Raw genomic sequence first — 15,685 nt, forward strand, 5'->3', positions numbered from 1 at the left:
CGGGCTACGGTCCGCTGGTACGGCACAAACAGATGAACTATAATGAGCAAAAACGAAAGTGCTCCGGTTCGTTGTTTATTGTAAGGAAATTTGCACCAATAGCAACAGGATTTCTCCGGTTTCCACGATGTTGTCCATTAAACGAGACGCCATGACGCCACGCCACCGCCGTTTGCTCGACCATATCCGCCAGCACGGCGACACCTCGGTCGAGGAGCTCGCCCGGGTTCTCGGGGTGACCACGCAGACCATCCGGCGCGACATCCGCGAACTGGAGGATGCGCGCGTGCTGGCGCGCTACCACGGCGGGGTCGGCATTCCGTCCACGGTGGAAAATATCGATTACGACCGGCGCCGCGTGATGGACAGCGACGCCAAGCGCCGCATCGGCCGGCTGGCCGCGACCCGGGTCGAGCACGGCCGCTCGCTGATCCTCAACATCGGCACCACCACCGAGGAGGTGGCCAAGGCCCTGCAGCACCACAAGGCCATACGGGTGGTGACGAACAATCTGAACGTGGCGTTCACCTTGTCCGGTTGCCCGGAGGTGGAGGTGATCGTGGCCGGCGGCCTGGTGCGCAAGCGCGACCGCGGCATCGTGGGCGAAGCCACCATCGACTTCATGCGCCAGTTCAAGGTCGACATCGGCATCATCGGCGTGTCCGGCATCGAGAACGACGGCACCTTGCTCGACTACGACTACCGCGAGGTGCGCGTGACACAAGCGATCATCGAACAGTCGCGCGAAGTGTGGCTGGTGGCCGACCACACCAAATTCGGCCGTCACGCGCTGGTGCGGCTGGGCAATATCTCGCAAGTCGACAAATTGTTCACCGATTTGCCGGTGCCGCCCGAGGCGGCCGAGGCGTTCGAGCGGGCCGGCGTGGAAGTGCTGGTGGCCGGAGCGGGCTGAGCGGGGCGCCGGCGCGCTCAGCTCGCCGCTTTGGCGTCGAGCGCCTTGTTGAGTTCGGTCTTCAAACTGCGCAGATTCTGGTTCGTGATCGCATAGCTGGCGAGCATCTGGCGCACCGAGTAATACAGGTTCCGGGCGGTGATGGTGCCCATCTGCATATCGCTCATGGTGCGCATCATATCGGGACCGTTCATGAAGATGAAGCCGGCGGCATAGGAAGTCTGGGCGTCCCGTATGGCGGCGTAGGCGCTGGAGTAGCGCTGCAAGGTGGCGGCGTCGAGCCAGCTGGCCGACTGGTTGGCCACGGCCACGTCCCAGGCGTCGCGGCTAAGTGTGGCCGTGCGCAGGTTGATGCCGAAGTCGTCCTTGCTCTGTGCGTTGAAATGCTGTACGGCCACCTGATCGGGCACCTTGGCCTGCAGATCTTTCAGCAGGGCCTCGGACAGCATATTCAGCCGTTTTCCTTGCTCTGCATTATGCTTGTCCACCTGTTCTATTTCCGCCAGATTGGCGCGGAGTTCACTTTCCATACGCCCGGTCGCCAGTTCCGCCTCATGCTTGTGGTGCCAGGACTGCACCCCATGCTCGAGCGCCAGCGCGGTGCCGATGCTGACCACGATCATGGCGTATTCGCCGGCAAATTCTTTAAAGGAAGAAAATTTCGATTTCGGGACTTCGACGTGCATGGGCTTTCCTGTGCGGACAATAGTGCGGCAATTTTAACAACAATTTCCATTAGCGTAACATTGTTTGAATGTATAACTGGTGTGTTAATGAGCAAATTGCACGTATGGCAGCAGAAGTTTCGGCCGGGGGGGGGGCGCCAGCCCATCTCACCAGGCTGGCGTAAGTCTTTGTTTTACTTGCCTAATGGCTAGGCAGGAGGGCGGTGTTGTATAATGTCGCCTTTCCGCCTCACGGCACGATCTTTAGAGCAGAGTAGAAATCCAAGATGCTAAGCACAGCAAACATCACCATGCAGTTCGGCGCCAAGCCGTTGTTTGAAAACATCTCCGTCAAGTTCGGCGATGGCAACCGCTACGGCCTGATCGGCGCCAACGGTTGCGGCAAGTCCACGTTCATGAAGATCCTGGGCGGCGACCTGGAGCCGTCGGCCGGCAACGTGATGCTGGATGTGAACGAGCGCCTCGGTAAGCTGCGCCAGGATCAGTTCGCCTACGAAGAGATGCGCGTGCTGGACGTGGTCATGATGGGCCACACGGAAATGTGGGCCGCCATGCAGGCGCGCGACGCCATCTACGCCAATCCGGAAGCGACCGACGACGATTACATGCACGCGGCCGAACTGGAAGGCAAAGTGGCCGAGTACGATGGCTACACGGCCGAATCGCGCGCCGGCGAACTGCTGCTGGGCGCCGGCGTGGCCATCGACCTGCACCAGGGCCCGATGAGCAACGTCTCGCCCGGCTGGAAGCTGCGCGTGCTGCTGGCCCAGGCCCTGTTCTCGAACCCGGACATCCTGCTGCTGGACGAACCGACCAACAACCTGGACATCAACACCATCCGCTGGCTGGAAGATGTGCTCAACGAGCGCAACTCCACCATGATCATCATTTCCCACGATCGCCACTTCCTGAACCAGGTCTGCACCCACGTGGCCGACATGGACTACGGCACGCTCAAGATCTACCCTGGCAACTACGACGACTACATGTTCGCCTCGACCCAGGCCCGTAACCAGCAGCTGGCCAACAACGCCAAGGCCAAGGAAAAAGTGGCCGAGCTGCAGGACTTCGTGCGCCGCTTCGCCGCCAACAAGTCCAAGGCCCGCCAGGCCACCTCGCGCGCCAAGCAGATCGAGAAGATCAAGGTCGACGACATCAAGCCATCGTCGCGCGCCTACCCCTTCGTGCGTTTCGAGGGCGAGAAGAAGCTGCACCGCCTGGCCGTGGAAGTGGAAGGCATCTCCAAGAAATACGACCGCCAGCTGTTCAAGAACTTCAGCATCATGGTCGAAGCGGGCGAACGCATCGCCATCATCGGCGCCAACGGCGCCGGCAAGACCACCATGCTGCGCTGCATCGCCGGCGAAATCGCCCACCTGGCGCCGGACACGGGCCGCGTCAAGTGGGCCGAGAACGCCAACGTGGGCTACATGCCGCAGGACCCGACCGAGGAATTCGCCACCGACACCGTGCTGACCGACTGGATGGGCCAGTGGACCAAGGAAGGCGACGACGACCAGGCCGTGCGTTCCATCCTGGGCCGTCTGCTGTTCGGCGGCGACGAGGTGAAGAAGTCCGTCAAGGTGCTGTCGGGCGGCGAGAAGGGCCGCATGATGTACGGTAAGCTGATGCTGGGCCGTCACAACGTGCTGCTGCTGGACGAGCCGACCAACCACATGGACATGGAATCGATCGAGTCGCTCAACGTGGCGCTTGAAAAGTACGCCGGCACCCTGATCTTCGTGTCGCACGACCGCGAATTCGTGTCGTCGCTGGCCAACCGCATCATCGAGATCAAGGAAAACGAAGTGGTCGATTTCCACGGCAACTACGAAGACTACCTGACCAGCCAGGGCATCGATTAATACCGGGGGCGCCGTCCCCCGGCGGGATGGCGCCCGGCACGAAGCGCCGCAATGTGCGATAGTGTCGCTTCACGTTTTACGTCACCGAACACCATGCAAACTTTACCGATCAAGTCCGTCGAGTATGAACATCCCCAGGACGGCGCCAGCTGCACCGCGCGCGCCTGGGCCCGCACCCCGGCCACGCCGACACAGGCCGAGCGCACCGAACTGCGCGAGCGCATCAAGCGCCTGCTCAAGGAGCGCGAAGCGGTGCTGGTGGCCCACTACTACGTGGACGCCGACCTGCAGGACCTGGCCGAGGAAACGGGCGGCTGCGTCTCCGATTCGCTGGAAATGGCCCGCTTCGGCCGCGACCATCCGGCCAAGACGCTGGTGGTGGCCGGCGTACGCTTCATGGGCGAGACGGCCAAGATCCTGAGCCCGGAAAAACGCATCCTGATGCCGGACCTGGACGCCACCTGCTCGCTCGACCTGGGCTGCCCGGTGGACGAATTCACCGCTTTCTGCGACGCCCATCCCGACCGCACCGTGGTGGTGTACGCCAACACCAGCGCGGCCGTGAAGGCGCGCGCCGACTGGATGGTGACGTCCTCCATCGGCCTCGACATCGTGGCCCACCTGCACGCGCAGGGCAAGAAGATCCTGTGGGCGCCGGACAAGCACCTCGGTTCCTACATCCAGAAGCAGACCGGCGCCGACATGCTGCTGTGGCAGGGCTCCTGCCTGGTGCACGACGAATTCAAGGGCATCGAACTGGACCTGCTCAAGGCCCAGTACCCGAACGCCAAGGTGCTGGTGCACCCCGAGTCGCCCGCCAACGTGGTGGCGCTGGCCGACGTGGTTGGCTCCACCTCGCAGATGATCAACGCCGCCGTCGAATCGGACGCCGACACCTTTATCGTCGCCACCGACAACGGCATCCTGCACAAGATGCGCGCCGCCGCGCCGGGCAAGACCTTCATCGAAGCGCCCACCGCCGGCAACAGCGCCACCTGCAAGAGCTGCGCCCACTGCCCGTGGATGGCCATGAACGGCCTGCAGAACCTGGCCGACGTGCTGGAAAACATGGGCAACGAAATCCATGTGGACCCGGCCGTGGGGCAGGCCGCCGTCAAGTCGATCAACCGCATGCTCGATTTCGCCGCGGCGAAAAAAGCCAAGGTCCAGCCGGGCGCTGACCTGGCGCAGGAAGCTGCACTGTTTTCCGGAGTCGGTCCAGCATGAGTACCCTCGTCAATCGTTTTGCCCCGTTCGACGCGGCCCTGAAAACCGCGTTTGAAGCGAACCTGCTGGCGGCGCTGCTGGAGGACGTCGGCAGCGGCGACCTGACGGGCGAGCTGGTGCCGGCCGGCGGGCGCGCCACCGCGCGCGTGATCGTGCGCGAGGACGCCGTGCTGTGCGGCGCGCCCTGGTTCGAAGGCATCATGCACTGCCTGGACGCCAGCATCGAAATCGACTGGCAGTACGCCGAGGGCGAGATGATGACGGCCGGCAGCCTGGTGTGCACCATCCAGGGCCCGGCCCGCGCCTTGCTGACGGCCGAGCGCAGCGCGCTCAATTTCCTGCAGCTGCTGTCGGGCGTGGCGACCGTCACGCGCCGCTATGTGGATGTGGTGGAGGGCACCAGCGCCGCCATCCTCGACACCCGCAAGACCTTGCCCGGCCTGCGCCTGGCGCAGAAATACGCGGTGCGCGTGGGCGGTGGCCAGAACCAGCGCCTGGCGCTGTATGACGGCATCCTGATCAAGGAAAACCACATCGCGGCGGCGGGCGGCATCACGGCGGCCGTGGCGGCCGCCATGCGCCTCGACAAGGGCGTCTCGATCCAGGTGGAAGTGGAAAGCCTGGCCGAGCTGGAAGAGGCGTTGGTGGCCGGCGCCACCTCCATCCTGCTCGATAACTTCAGCCTGGAGATGATGCGGGCGGCCGTCAAGTCCAACGCCGGCCGCGCGTTGCTGGAAGCGTCCGGCGGCATCAACTTCGACACCGTGCGCGCCATTGCCGAAACGGGTGTGGACCGCATCTCCATCGGCAGCCTGACCAAGGACGTGCGCGCCACCGATTATTCGATGCGCATCGTCGGCTGACACAGCCGCCGCGACGGCGGTGCCGGCCAGGCCGGTACTGCCGCGCTTCTCCGGCGCCTACTACAATTGCCGCGCCAACATTCTCTCCAAATGTCGCAATCCAAAAATTTGCATCGGCTGTTGCGGCCAGTGCGTACTCGGGCGCGCACGGTAGTAATTCCACTGTGTTTCGGCAGAAAATAGTGATATTACTATCGTGATGGCACGCGCCCCGAGCTGAATCATCACGCGCCTGCCTGCAGCCGGCGCCCGTCCGGCACTGCTCACTTTTATCTTGCATCCCGCGATGCGGAGGAGGTGGAGATGGAGAGCGTTCCCCGCAAGGATACCTCGGCCGCGCCGGCGAACGGCGCCTTGCCGGGCGGGGCGCTTCCATCGCCCGCAGCGGCGGCCGCTGCCTTGTCCGCCTTGTCCGCCTTGTGCGTGTTGCTGGCTGCGCCCGCCCGCGCGGGCGACCCCGCCCAGCCGAACGAGTACTACAACCTGTCGCTGGAGGAACTGGGCGACCTGCACATCACCTCCGTCTCGAAGCGTGAGGAAAGGCTGTCCGACGCGGCCGCCTCGGTCTACGTCATCACCAACGATGCGATACGGCGCTCCGGCGCGCGCAGCCTGCCCGAAGCCTTGCGCCTCGCTCCCAACCTGCAAGTTGCACGCATCAACGCCAACCAGTACGCCACCAGCGCGCGCGGCTTCAACTCGAGCACGGCCAACAAGCTGCTGGTGATGATAGACGGGCGTACCGTCTACACGCCGCTCTATTCAGGCGTGTTCTGGGATGCGCAGAACACCGTGCTGATGGATATCGACCGGATCGAAGTGGTCAGCGGACCCGGCGGCACCGTGTGGGGCACCAACGCCGTCAATGGCGTCATCAACATCATCACCCGGGAGGCCGGCAAGACCGTGGGCGACGCCGTGCAGGGCGGCAGCGGCGACGGCGTGCGCGAGGCGGCCGTGCGCCATGGCGGCGCGTTCGGCGGCGGCGCTTACCGCCTGTATGCCAAGACGGACGTGTGGCAGGACATGACGCGCAGCAGCGGCAAGCCGGCGCGCGACGGCTGGCATGTGCACCAGGCCGGCTTCCGGGCCGACTGGCAGCACGGAGACGCCGGCCGCACCGTGATGGGCGACGTCTACGACGGCCGCGAATCGCAGGTGGCGGGCCCGACGGCCAGCCTGTCCGGCGCCAACCTGCTGGCACGCTGGGAAGGCAAGCGGTCCAACGGCGCCAGCCTGTCCGTGCAGGGCTACCTGGACCGCACCCGGCGCGACGTGCCCGGCCTGTTCGGTGAAACGCTCGACACCATCGACCTGGACCTGCGCTACAACTTGCCTGAAGCCGGCGGCGTGCAGACCATCTTCGGCGGCGGCTACCGGCTGTCGGCCGACGAGGTGCGCAATTCCGCCGGCCTTGCCTTCCTGCCGGCCCGGCGCGATCTGCATTGGTCCAATCTGTTCGTCCAGCACGAGCGGGCGCTGACGCCGGCGCTGCGGCTGATTGGTGGGCTGCGGCTGGAGTCGAACCACTACACGGGAATGGAATGGCTGCCCAGCGTGAAGCTGGCCTGGAAGCAGGGCGAGCAGCACAGCTACTGGGCCGGGCTGGCCCGTTCCGTGCGGGCGCCGTCGCGGCTCGACGTGGAACTGTATGCGCCGGCCAAGCCGCCGTACCAGCTGGTCGGCGGCCCCGACTTCCGCTCCGAACTGGCCGACACGCTGGAACTGGGCACGCGCGGCCAGCTGCCCGACGCGCTGGTCTATTCGGCCACGCTGTTCCACAGCCGCTACCGGCGCGTGCGCAGCCTGAGCCAGCAGGGCAGCGCGTACATACTGGACAACCGGATCGCGGCCCAGGTCAGCGGGCTGGAAGCGTGGGGCAGCTACCAGGCCACGCGCTCTTTGACCCTGGACGGCGGCTGGACGTGGATGCGCCAGCGTGCGCAGGGGCCGGTGGCGCTGTCGCCACCCGGCGACGATCCGCGCCAGCAGCTGCAGCTTGGCGCCAGCTGGAATCCGGGCGGCGGCATCGATGTCGACCTGCGCCTGCGTCACGTGGGTGCGCTGCCCCATCCCGCCGTGCCGGCCTACACGGTGCTCGACCTGATGTTCGGCTGGCACCCCAGGCCAACGTGCGAACTGCGCTTCGGTGTGCGCAACCTGTTAGACCGGCGCCATGTCGAGTTCCCGTCCAGCAGACCGGTTGCGGACGATCCGGTGTTGGTCGAGCGGCGGCTGGTGCTGTCCCTGACCGCGAGCTTCTGATGCGCGCCGCCCGTCTGCTCCTTTGCCTGCTGGCCTGCCTGTTTGCCCTCCGGATGCCGGCGTCGGCGGCGCCCGCCCCCCCTACCCGCAACCCCCCCAATGGTGAACGGGCCGGCCGCCGATCCCGGCAACGCCGCCATGGCCGACAAGATCAAGGCGACCTATGTCTACAAGTTCGCCGGTTATGTCGACTGGCCGGGCGGCGACACGCCAGCGGCGGCCGGCCCGTTCACCATCGGCGTGGTCGATGCCGAAGGGGTGACGGCCGAACTGAAGGCACTGAGCGCGGCCTATCCGCTCAAGAACCGCCCGGTGCAGGTGCGCGAATTGGTGCCGGGGGCCCCGGTGAGCGGGGTGCAGATGGTGTTCATCGGCCAGCGCGCCGGCAACCGCGCGCGCCAGATGTTGAGCGGCCTGGCGGGCAAGCCGGTGCTCACGGTCACGGATGCGGAGGGGATGCTCAGCGCCGGCAGCACCATCAACCTGTTGACGGTGGACGAACGGATACGGTTTGAAGTGTCGCTCGCCCATGCCGCCGCGGCCGGCCTGAAAGTCAGTGCACGCCTGCTCGACGTGGCCTACAAGATCGAAGGGAAGGAGCCTTGATGAAGTCATCGTTTCGCTTGCGCTCGGTCAGCACCAAGCTGCTGTTGCTGGTGTTGGTGGCCAACCTGTGCACCTTGCTGGCGGCAGGGGCGGCCCTGCTGTACCACGACCTGAACGAGGCGCGGGCCCGCACGACGGCCGACCTGACGGCGCTGGCCAACCTGATCGGGCAGGGCAGCGTGACGGCGCTCGAATTTTCCGATCCCAAGGTGGCCAGCGAAAACCTGGCCCATTTGCGCTCGGCGCCCAACATCGCGGCGGCCGCCATCTACACGGTGCATGGTAAGCTGTTTGCCAGTTATGCGCGTGATCCGTCGCGGCAGGGCGAAGTGCCGGCCGCGCCGGAGCCGGCCGGCTTTCGTTACGACGGCGGCGAACTGACCGTGTTCCGACCCATCAACGCCACGGGCGACGTGCTGGGCACCGTCTTCATCCGCGAGCGGCACGAGTTGCGCCAGTGGCTCAGCGACTACCTGGCCATCCTGGCGGCAGTGATGGTGGCCAGCCTCGTGTTCGGGCTGCTGATCTCGTCGCGCCTGCAACGCTGGATTTCCGGCCCCCTGCTGGCCGTGCGCAACGTGGCGCAGCAGGTCATGCTGCGGCGCGACTTCCACCTGCGCGCGCCGAGGACAACGGAGGACGAGGTGGGGGAACTGGCCGACGCCTTTAACGGCATGCTGCAGGCGCTCGAGCACGAGATCGGCGAGCGGGGCGCGGCCGAGCAGGCGGTGCGCAACCTGAACGCGGACCTGGAGGCGCGCGTGCACAGCCGCACGGCCGAACTGGAGGTGGCCAACCGCAGCCTGACGGCCCGCACCGCCGAGGCCGAGAGCGCCAACCGCGCCAAGGCCGACTTCCTGGCCAACATGAGCCACGAGATCCGCACCCCCATGAACGGCATCCTGGGCCTGGCCTACCTGCTGGACCGGCGCCAGCTCGAAGGCGAGGCGGCCGAGATGGTGCGCAAGATACGCAACGCAGGCCGCTCGCTGCAGGCCATCATCAACGATATCCTCGATTTTTCCAAGATCGAGGCGGGCCGGCTGGAACTGGAACATGCGCCGTTCCGGCTGCAGGATGTCTGTGACAACCTGGCCGCCATCATGGCCGCCAACGCCGGCGACAAGGAGATCGAACTGGTGATCGCGGCGCCGCCGGCCTGCGGCGGCCACCTGATGGGCGATGCGCTGCGGCTCGAGCAGATCCTGATCAACCTGACCGGTAACGCCATCAAGTTCACGGACCGGGGCGCCGTCAAGGTCGGCATCACGCTGATGTCGCAGGACGAGCATACGGTCATGCTGCGCTTTGCCGTGTGCGACACCGGCATAGGCATCCCGTTCGAGCAGCAGGCGCAGATTTTTTCCGCCTTCTCCCAGGCCGACGCCTCCACCACGCGCCGCTTCGGCGGCACCGGACTGGGGCTGACCATCTGCCGCCACCTGGTGAGCCAGATGGGCGGCGAGATCGGCGTCATCAGCGCGCCCGGGCGGGGCAGCGAATTCTGGTTCACCGTGCCGCTCGACTGGCACAACGGCGACGAATACGCGCCGCCGGAACTGGCCCACCTGGACGTGCTGATCGCCGACGACAGCGAGATCGCGCGCGAGAACCTGACCCTGACGGCCCGTTCGATCGGCTGGACCGCCACCATGGTCGACAGCGGCGAGGCGGCGCTGCAAAAAGTCATGGCCAAGCATGCGCACCACAGCGCGTACGACGTGCTGCTGGTGGACTGGAAGATGCCGGGCATGGATGGCCTGGCACTGGCCCACCGCCTGCGTGGCGCCCTGCACGAGGAAACTACGCCCATCGTGCTGATGGTGACCGCCTATTCCCAGGACGAACTCAATCAGCAGGCCGACATCGGCGACGTGGATGGCGTGTTGAGCAAGCCCGTTACCAGTTCGGCCCTGTTCAACGGCGTGGCCAACGCCTTGCGGCGGCGCGCCGCGCCGGGCAGCATGGAGATCCAGCCGGCCGACAGCGGGCAACGCCTGCCGGGCGTGCGGGTGCTGGTGGTGGACGACAGCGAGATCAACCGCGAAGTGGCGCTGCGCATCCTGATGGCCGAAGGTGCCACCGTGGAGCTGGCGCAGGACGGCGTATCGGCGCTGGAGTGGCTGCGCGCGCATCCGCAGGACGTCGATATCGTGCTGATGGACGTGCAGATGCCGCAGATGGACGGCTACGAAGCAACCCGCCAGTTGCGCGCCACTCCGTCCTGCCAGGCCATTCCTGTGATCGCGCTGACGGCCGGCGCCTTCCGCGCCCAGCAGGACGCGGCCCATGCAGCCGGCATGGATGCCTTCGTCGCCAAGCCGTTCAATGTGGATGAACTGATCGCCGCCATCCTGCGCCTGACCCGCCACACAATGTCCGTGCCGGCTGCGCCCGTTGTGGCGGCGAACTCGGCGAATGCGGCGAATAGGGCGAATGCACTGGATGCGGTGGATGCCGTGGAAGTGCCCGGAACCACCGCGCGCGAGCGCTGGCCCGGTATCGCCCTGGAGCGGGGACTGGCGGTGTGGAAGGACGCGGGCGACTACCGCCGCTTCCTGCTCAAGTTCAGCGCCGACTACGGCGACAGCGTGGCGCGGGTGGCGGCCTGTTATGCGGCCGGCGACGCGGTGGCCGCGCGGGCCCTGACCCATAAGCTCAAGGGCAGCGCCGCCAGCCTGGCCTTGATGGAGGTGGCCGGCGCGGCGGCGTTGCTGGAGACGGCCGAGCGGGCCGGCACCGATCCTGACGCGGCGATGGAGCCGCTGCAGCGGGCCATCGCCACCGCGCTTGAATCGATCGCCGGTTACGCGGCCGAGGCGGCGCCGCCCGCCGTTGCGGCATCGGAACCGGAGCCCGAGCCGGACGGCGACTGCGCCGCGACGGCCGAACTGCTGCGCGAACTGCTGGCCGCCCTGGACGCCGACGCCCGGGCCCGGGCCAGCGCCCGGCTCGACGCGCTGGCGCCCCGCATCGGCGCCGCCAGCGCCGGCCAGCTGAGGGCCCGCATCGACGATTTCGACTTCCGCGCGGCCGAGTCATTGGCGCGGGAACTGATGACACAACTGGACGTGGCAACACGGGAGTAGATCATGCAAGCAGGTCCCATCCTGATCGTCGATGACGAACCGAGCAACCTGGCGCTGCTGGAGCAGATCCTTGGCGACCAGTATACGCTGGCCTTTGCCCGCAACGGCGCCGAAGGCCTGGCCGCGGCGCGCAAGCACCGGCCCATCCTGATCCTGCTCGACGTGCAGATGCCGGACATGGACGGCTACGCCGTGTGCCGCAGCCTGAAGAGCGACCCGCTGACGGAGGATACCCCGGTGATCTTCGTATCGTCCATGAGCGAAGTGGGCGACGAGGCAGCCGGCTTTGCCTGCGGCGCCGTCGACTACATCATCAAGCCCGTGTCGGCGGCCCTGGTCCATGCCCGGGTGCGCAACCAGCTGTCGCTGGTGCGGGCCGCCAAGCTGGAACACTACGTGCGGGAACTGGAGCTGGAGCAGGCCAAGACGGCACGCTTGAGCCGTATCCACGCCGTGCTAAGCGGCACCAACAGCGCCATCGTGCGCATCCGCCAGCCGCTGGCCCTGCTGCAGGAAGCGTGCCGCATCGCCGTGGCGCACGGCGGCTTCGGCCATGCATGGATAGGCCTGGCCGACGCCGCCCAGGCCATCACCCTGTCGGCCAGCGTGGACGGCGCCGCCGCCGCCACCGGGCTGCCGCCCCCGGCGCGCGACATCGTGGCCCACGTGCTGCACCACGGCGCGGCGGCCGTGTGCGACGATGGCAAAGTGCCGGCCGACTGCGGCGCCAACTGCGCCGACGCGCGGGCGCGCGGCTACCACTCCGTGCTGGGCCTGCCGCTGCACGCGTCGGGCGGCGTGATCGGCGTGATGCTGCTGTACGCGCGCAGCGCCGGCTCCTTCGACGACGAGGAGCGCAAGCTGCTCGACGAACTGGCCGGCGACATCGCCTTTGCGCTGGAATCGATAGAGAACGAGAAACGCGCCAATTTCCTGTCCTATTACGACGCCTTGACGGGCGTGCCGAACACCACGCTGTTCCTGGACCGGCTCGAGCAGCTCGTCAACGGCGCGCGCCACGAGGCCGGCGGTGCGTTCGTCATCGCGCTCAACCTGGAACGGTTCAAACAGGTCAACGACGGGGTGGGACGGCACGGTGGCGACCAGGCCCTGCGCACGGTCGCCTCGCGCCTGAGCCAGGAGCTGTGCCGGCCTTGCACGGTGGCCCGTATCGGCGCCGACAATTTTGCGCTGGCCGGCGAACTGGCGCCGGGCGACGACCTGGCCGCCCTGTGCGAGCAGGTGATCGAGCTGGTGAGCGCGCCCATCACGATAGGCGAACAGGCGGTACAGCTGGCGCCCCGCCTCGGGGTGGCCGTATTCCCGGCCGACGGCGACGACGCCGAAGCCCTGCTCAGGAACGCCGAGGCGGCCCAGAAGCAGAGCAAGGCGGCGCTGGCCCGCTTCCTGTACTTTTCGCAGGAGCTCAACGCACGGATGGCGGAAAAGCTGGAACTGGAACAGATGCTCAAGCTCGCCATCCAGGAAGGGCAGTTCGTGCTGTACTACCAGCCCAAGGTCGATCTGCGCACCGGCGCCATCGCCGGCGCGGAAGCGTTGATACGGTGGCAGCACCCCGAGCGGGGCATGGTGCCGCCCGACCGCTTCATTCCGCTGGCCGAAGAGACGGGCTTGATCGTGCCAATCGGCGACTGGGTGATACGGGCCGTGTGCGCTCAGCAAAGCGCATGGCAGCGGGCTGGCGGCCCGGTGGTGCCTGTGGCCCTGAACCTGTCGGCGCTGCAGTTCCGGCAGGGCAACGTACTGGCCACGCTGCGCAGCGTGCTCGAAGAGCATGCGCTCGATCCGGCCTGCGTCGAACTGGAGCTGACGGAATCGGTGGTGATGCAGGACCCGGCCATCGCCCAGCAGACCATGCTGGCCTTCGGCGCCCTGGGCCTCAAGCTGTCGCTCGACGACTTCGGCACCGGATACTCATCGCTGGCCTACCTGAAGCGTTTTCCGTTCCAATACGTGAAGATCGACCGCGCCTTCATCACCGACGTCACCACCAACCCCGACGACGCAGCCATCTCGATGGCCATCATCGCCATGGCCCACAGCCTGCGCATGCGCGTGATCGCGGAAGGTGTGGAAACGGCGGCCCAGCTGCAGTTCCTGCGGGCCCGCGACTGCGACTATATCCAGGGCTACTATTTCAGCCGTCCCGTGGCGGCGCCGGCGTTCCACGCCATGCTGGCCAGCGGGCAGTGCCTGGACCTGGGCGTATGCGGCGCCGGTCCCGCGCCGACCATCCTGGTAGTGGACGAGGCGACGGAACTGCGCGATTCCGTACAGCGGGCGCTGGGCAACGAGGGCTACCGCATCCTGCAGGCCAGGTCGGCCAGCGAAGCGCTCACCGTGCTGGCCACCGAGTCCGTGCAGGTGGTGCTGAGCGACCGCATGGTGCACAAGCGCGATGGGCGACCCTTGATCTCCATCGTCGCCCGGCTGTATCCCGATACGATACGGATCGTGTTGAGCGGCTATGCCGAGCTGCAGGCGGCGCTCGATGCGCTCAACCGGGGCGAGGTCTACCGCTTCCTGACCAAGCCGTGGGACGACCAGCTGCTCAAGCACACGGTGGTCGATGCGCTGCGGCGGCACCAGTCGGGCTGACGGGCAGGCCGTGCGTCAGCGCGTCATTTCCTTGCGCATGCGCGCCAGCGGCACATGCACGCCGCCCGGCAACGTCAGGTCGAGCTGCTCCATCTTCCTGAACCCGCAGGCCAGGTAGAGCGGCACGCCGGGCAGGGTGGCGGCCAGTTCCAGCGCGCCGAAGCCGGCGCCGGCGGCCTGCTGTTCGCAGTGCCGCAGCAGCATGCGGCCCAGCCCCTGGCGCGCCGCGTCCGGCGAAACGAAGAAGGCGCGGATGCGGGCCGGTTCGGTGGCCGGATCGAGCAACGGATCGGCGCCGCGCTTGGTGCGGTCGGCCCCGAACAGCGTGGCGCGCTTGCTCCAGCCGCCGCAGGCCAGCATTTCCCCATCCCGTTCAATCAAAAAGTAAGTCTGGTCCGCTACCAGCTGCGTGTCGACGCCGAACACGTGGCGCGTGATGGCATGCGCCTGCTCTGCCGTGTAGAAACCTGCGCTCAGTTCAATGCCGGAGCGGGCGATCAGCGCCTCCATGCGGGCGATGTCGGCGGGCAGGGCGGCGCGCAGTTGCAGGCCGCTGGTGGTCGGGTTGCTGGAGGCTTGGTTCATTCGGTGGCGAAGCGCGATGGGCTGCAAAGTGGTTGTGGTAGCGTCAAGTTAACGCAGTTCGCCAGCCCCGTCCAGCGCCAGGTGCCGCGTGCGCCGAGCAAATTGGCTGGGCAGGGCGGGAATTGGGTATGATGTGATGACGAGGCTGCCTACGGCAAGGAGCAACTATGCGGTTTGCGTGGTCGAATCACGATTCCCGGCGAAGCCATTGGTCCGGCCTGCCGACGCTATTGGTGCTGGCGTTGATGCTGCCGTGCGTGGCCGCGCCGGTTGCCGCGCGCGAGTGGCTGGTGGCCGGCGCGCACTTCGAGCGCGTGTACGAGCGTACACCCGAGGGCGAATTCGCCGGTCTCGGCCCGGCCATCGTGCGCCGCGTGGCGCAGGCGATGAACGATACGGTGCGCTTCGAGCTGTATCCGTGGCCGCGCGCGCAGGCGCTGGTCGCGCAGGGGAAGGTCGATCTGCTGGTCGGCCCCTACAAATCGCCGGCCCGCCTGGGGCAGATGGCGTTTTCGCAATTGCCGTTCTACCGCGACCAGATGGTGTTCTACGCCCGTCCGGAGGCGCGCATCGGGTGGGACGGCGACTACGGCAAGCTGAGCGGACGCCGTATCGTGATCCTGAACGGCTGGGTTTATGGCGCCGCCTTCGCCCAGGCCAGCGGCAGCCTGCACACCAGCGTGGCCAACACGGTCGAAAGCGGGCTGCTGATGGTGGCGCACCAGCACGTGGATCTGTTTGCGACCAATGTGCGCAACACGGAGCCGGTGCTGGCCCGGCTCCATCTGGCCGGCGTGGTGACGGCCTTGCCGCAGGCGTTCGACCAGCAGGACGGCTATTTTGCCTTTCCCCGCGACGCGGAGCACGACGCATTCCGCGCCCGTTTCGACGCGGCCTTCAAGACGCTGGTTGAGCAGGGCGAGTTGAAACGCCTCGGGCAGCGTTTCGGCGTGCAGGTGCCCTAGCA

At 66.7% G+C, this 15,685-nt stretch carries 11 protein-coding genes; 9 read left to right on the forward strand and 2 right to left on the reverse strand.

Going from position 1 to position 15,685, the window contains the following annotated elements; translation table 11 throughout:
- Positions 1 to 151 precede the first annotated feature (151 nt).
- Positions 152 to 913 carry a DeoR/GlpR family DNA-binding transcription regulator gene (locus tag AC3WOS_RS01295; RefSeq protein ID WP_492714009.1) on the forward strand — a complete coding sequence of 254 codons (762 nt, stop codon included), beginning with the start codon at positions 152 to 154 and terminating at the stop codon, positions 911 to 913.
- A gap of 17 nt (positions 914 to 930) precedes the next feature.
- On the opposite strand, the gene AC3WOS_RS01300 is transcribed toward AC3WOS_RS01295, so the two are convergent.
- Positions 931 to 1,599, reverse strand: coding sequence for a hypothetical protein (locus AC3WOS_RS01300; RefSeq protein ID WP_492714010.1), 669 nt, complete (start codon positions 1,597 to 1,599; stop codon positions 931 to 933).
- A gap of 266 nt (positions 1,600 to 1,865) precedes the next feature.
- Between AC3WOS_RS01300 and AC3WOS_RS01305 the strand changes: the two genes are divergently transcribed.
- The 7 genes from AC3WOS_RS01305 to AC3WOS_RS01335 all read left to right on the forward strand — a co-directional run bounded on the left by AC3WOS_RS01305 (position 1,866) and on the right by AC3WOS_RS01335 (position 14,133).
- The gene (locus AC3WOS_RS01305; RefSeq protein WP_492714011.1) at positions 1,866 to 3,464 is read left to right on the forward strand and encodes an ABC-F family ATPase; all 1,599 of its coding nucleotides are present in this window, start codon (positions 1,866 to 1,868) and stop codon (positions 3,462 to 3,464) included.
- Positions 3,465 to 3,557: 93 nt separating this feature from the next.
- Entirely contained in the window at positions 3,558 to 4,691 is a 1,134-nt protein-coding gene (gene nadA, locus AC3WOS_RS01310; RefSeq protein WP_492714012.1) for a quinolinate synthase NadA, read from the forward strand.
- On the forward strand, positions 4,688 to 5,554 hold the full coding sequence (gene nadC / locus AC3WOS_RS01315; protein ID WP_492714013.1) for a carboxylating nicotinate-nucleotide diphosphorylase: 867 nt from the start codon (positions 4,688 to 4,690) through the stop codon (positions 5,552 to 5,554). Before nadA ends, nadC begins: the two co-directional genes overlap by 4 nt.
- A gap of 303 nt (positions 5,555 to 5,857) precedes the next feature.
- Positions 5,858 to 7,819, forward strand: a complete 1,962-nt coding sequence (locus AC3WOS_RS01320; RefSeq protein ID WP_492714014.1) for a TOL_0244 family TonB-dependent receptor — start codon at positions 5,858 to 5,860, stop codon at positions 7,817 to 7,819.
- Positions 7,820 to 7,918: 99 nt separating this feature from the next.
- Positions 7,919 to 8,425 (forward strand): TOL_0243 family YfiR-like periplasmic protein, encoded by a 507-nt coding sequence (locus tag AC3WOS_RS01325; protein WP_492714015.1) that lies wholly within the window; start codon positions 7,919 to 7,921, stop codon positions 8,423 to 8,425.
- The gene (locus AC3WOS_RS01330) at positions 8,425 to 11,514 is read left to right on the forward strand and encodes a sensor histidine kinase, YfiR-like protein-associated (protein WP_492714016.1); all 3,090 of its coding nucleotides are present in this window, start codon (positions 8,425 to 8,427) and stop codon (positions 11,512 to 11,514) included. Before AC3WOS_RS01325 ends, AC3WOS_RS01330 begins: the two co-directional genes overlap by 1 nt.
- Positions 11,515 to 11,517: 3 nt before the next feature.
- Positions 11,518 to 14,133, forward strand: a complete 2,616-nt coding sequence (locus AC3WOS_RS01335; RefSeq protein ID WP_492714017.1) for an EAL domain-containing protein — start codon at positions 11,518 to 11,520, stop codon at positions 14,131 to 14,133.
- Positions 14,134 to 14,148: 15 nt separating this feature from the next.
- On the opposite strand, the gene AC3WOS_RS01340 is transcribed toward AC3WOS_RS01335, so the two are convergent.
- Positions 14,149 to 14,718 (reverse strand): GNAT family N-acetyltransferase, encoded by a 570-nt coding sequence (locus tag AC3WOS_RS01340; protein WP_492714018.1) that lies wholly within the window; start codon positions 14,716 to 14,718, stop codon positions 14,149 to 14,151.
- Positions 14,719 to 14,951: 233 nt separating this feature from the next.
- On the opposite strand from AC3WOS_RS01340, the gene AC3WOS_RS01345 reads away from it, so the two are divergent.
- Positions 14,952 to 15,683, forward strand: coding sequence for a substrate-binding periplasmic protein (locus AC3WOS_RS01345; RefSeq protein ID WP_492714019.1), 732 nt, complete (start codon positions 14,952 to 14,954; stop codon positions 15,681 to 15,683).
- Positions 15,684 to 15,685 lie beyond the last annotated feature (2 nt).

The organism is Rugamonas sp. FW305-51 (assembly GCF_058786935.1).

Bases quoted from the DNA above. Each gene is read 5' to 3' on its own strand.
- AC3WOS_RS01325 (WP_492714015.1), top strand. From the start codon at position 7,919: ATGGTGAACGGGCCGGCCGCCGATCCCGGCAACGCCGCCATGGCCGAC.
- AC3WOS_RS01330 (WP_492714016.1), top strand. From the start codon at position 8,425: ATGAAGTCATCGTTTCGCTTGCGCTCGGTCAGCACCAAGCTGCTGTTG.
- nadA (WP_492714012.1), top strand. From the start codon at position 3,558: ATGCAAACTTTACCGATCAAGTCCGTCGAGTATGAACATCCCCAGGAC.
- AC3WOS_RS01335 (WP_492714017.1), top strand. From the start codon at position 11,518: ATGCAAGCAGGTCCCATCCTGATCGTCGATGACGAACCGAGCAACCTG.
- AC3WOS_RS01300 (WP_492714010.1), bottom strand. From the start codon at position 1,599: ATGCACGTCGAAGTCCCGAAATCGAAATTTTCTTCCTTTAAAGAATTT.
- AC3WOS_RS01340 (WP_492714018.1), bottom strand. From the start codon at position 14,718: ATGAACCAAGCCTCCAGCAACCCGACCACCAGCGGCCTGCAACTGCGC.
- AC3WOS_RS01320 (WP_492714014.1), top strand. From the start codon at position 5,858: ATGGAGAGCGTTCCCCGCAAGGATACCTCGGCCGCGCCGGCGAACGGC.
- AC3WOS_RS01295 (WP_492714009.1), top strand. From the start codon at position 152: ATGACGCCACGCCACCGCCGTTTGCTCGACCATATCCGCCAGCACGGC.
- nadC (WP_492714013.1), top strand. From the start codon at position 4,688: ATGAGTACCCTCGTCAATCGTTTTGCCCCGTTCGACGCGGCCCTGAAA.
- AC3WOS_RS01305 (WP_492714011.1), top strand. From the start codon at position 1,866: ATGCTAAGCACAGCAAACATCACCATGCAGTTCGGCGCCAAGCCGTTG.